The organism is Streptomyces sparsus, assembly GCF_054776295.1.
On sequence record NZ_BAAHCA010000937.1, the window covers coordinates 1 to 1,872 of the forward strand.

Annotated in this window: 2 protein-coding genes; one reads left to right on the forward strand and one right to left on the reverse strand. The window is 74.6% G+C overall.

The genetic code is table 11. The annotated features are described in order from the left end of the window. On the reverse strand, window positions 1-671 hold a 671-nt coding region (locus ACYVE9_RS25090), incomplete at its 3' end, for an ROK family protein (protein ID WP_461030180.1). Window positions 672-789: 118 nt separating this feature from the next. Here ACYVE9_RS25090 and ACYVE9_RS25095 point away from each other — a divergent pair. Beyond that, window positions 790-1,839 (forward strand): LacI family DNA-binding transcriptional regulator, encoded by a 1,050-nt coding sequence (locus ACYVE9_RS25095; RefSeq protein WP_461030181.1) that lies wholly within the window; start codon window positions 790-792, stop codon window positions 1,837-1,839. Window positions 1,840-1,872: the final 33 nt, after the last annotated feature.

The window sequence follows — 1,872 nt, forward strand, 5'->3', positions numbered from 1 at the left end:
ACCGGGTCCCCCGCCCGGGCCGAGGCGGCGACCGCCGCGGCACCCGAAGGGCCGCCCGGCGTCGGCTGCCACCCCTCCGACAGGGCGCGCCGCACGATGTTCGGGCCGCTGGCGATGCGTTCGACGCATCCCCGGCCGCCGCACGGGCAGAGGTCGCCCTCCAGCTCGACGCTGATGTGGCCGATGTGCCCGGCGTTCCCGGTGGGGCCGGGCAGCGGCAGGCCGCCGAGCACCAGGCCGTCGCCCACGCCCGTGGACACGACCATGCCGAGCGCGTTGTCGTGCCCCTGGGCCGCGCCCATGGCGTGCTCGGCGGCGGTCATGGCCACCCCGTCGCCCACCAGGGTCACGGGCAGCCCACCGGTGTGCCGGCGGACCCGCTCCACCAGGGGGTGGTCCCGCCAGCCGGGGATGTTCACCGGGCTGACCGTGCCCCGCACGGCGTCCACCGGTCCGGCGCTGCCGATCCCGACCGCGCCGACACGGGGCCACTGCACCGCTCCGCGCAGTTCCGCGAGCACGTCACCGACCGCGCCCGCCACCTGTTCCGCGCTCCCCCGCGCGGGGGTGGGACGTACCGCCCGGTGGAGCAGCTTTCCGCTGTCGTCCACCAGTGCGCCGGCGATCTTGGTGCCCCCGATGTCGAGAGCAGCGACGAGGTCGATGTCCATGGCGGGTCAGTCCACCTCATTCAGACAACGTTGTCCAGCCGCTCTCCGCGGGCCTGTGTCCGGATTCGCCAGGGCCTATGCTCGACCGGACCACCACCGAGCAGCAGAACGGAAAGACGTGGCCGAGACCGCACGCCCCACTCGCGCACCCGAGTCCCGCTACGGTCGGCGTCCCACCATGAAGGACGTCGCCGCCCAGGCCGGTGTCGGCCTCAAGACGGTGTCCCGGGTGGTCAACGGCGAGAGCGGAGTGACTCCGGACACCGAACGCCGGGTGCGGGAGGCCATCACCGCGCTGGGCTTCCGTCGCAACGACAGCGCGCGCATCCTCCGCAAGGGCCGTACCGCCAGTATCGGGCTGGTGCTGGAGGACCTGGCCGACCCGTTCTACGGGCCGCTGAGCCGTGCGGTGGAGGACGTCGCCCGCGTGCACGGCGCCCTGCTGTTCAACGGCTCCAGCGCCGAGGAGCCCGAGCGGGAGCGGGAGTTGGCGCTCGCTTTCTGCGCCCGCCGGGTGGACGGGCTGGTCATCGTGCCCGCCGGCGACGACCACCGCTACCTCGCCCCGGAGCTCGCCGCGGGCATCGCGACCGTCTTCGTGGACCGTCCGGCCGGCCGCATCGAGGCGGACGCCGTGCTCTCCGACAGCTACGGCGGCGCCTGTGAGGGAGTGGCCCATCTGATCGCCCACGGCCACCGGCGGATCGGATTCGTCGGTGACCAGCCGCGCATCCACACGGCCGCCGAGCGGCTGCGCGGCTACCGCGCCGCGATGGAGGCGGCGGGCCTGGCGATCGACCCGGCCTGGACGGCGCTGGGCAGCACCGACCCGGTGCGGGTCCGCTCGGACACGCTGCGCATGCTCTCCGGACCCGACGCGGTGACCGCGATCTTCTCCGGCAACAACCGCGTCACCCTCACCGTGGTCCGGCTGCTGGCCGACCTGGGCCGGCAGGTGGCGCTGGTCGGCTTCGACGACCTGGAACTGGCGGACCTGCTCGACCCGCCCATCACGGTCGTCGCGCAGGACGCCGCGCGGATCGGCCGCTCAGCCGCCGAGTTGCTGTTCCGCCGGCTGTCCGGCAGCCGGGAGGCCCCGCAACAGCTGGTGCTGCCCACCACGCTGATCAGGCGCGGCTCCGGCGAGATCCCGCCGCCCCCCGCCTGACGGCTGCCCCGGTGTGCCGCTCCGGCCAGCCGG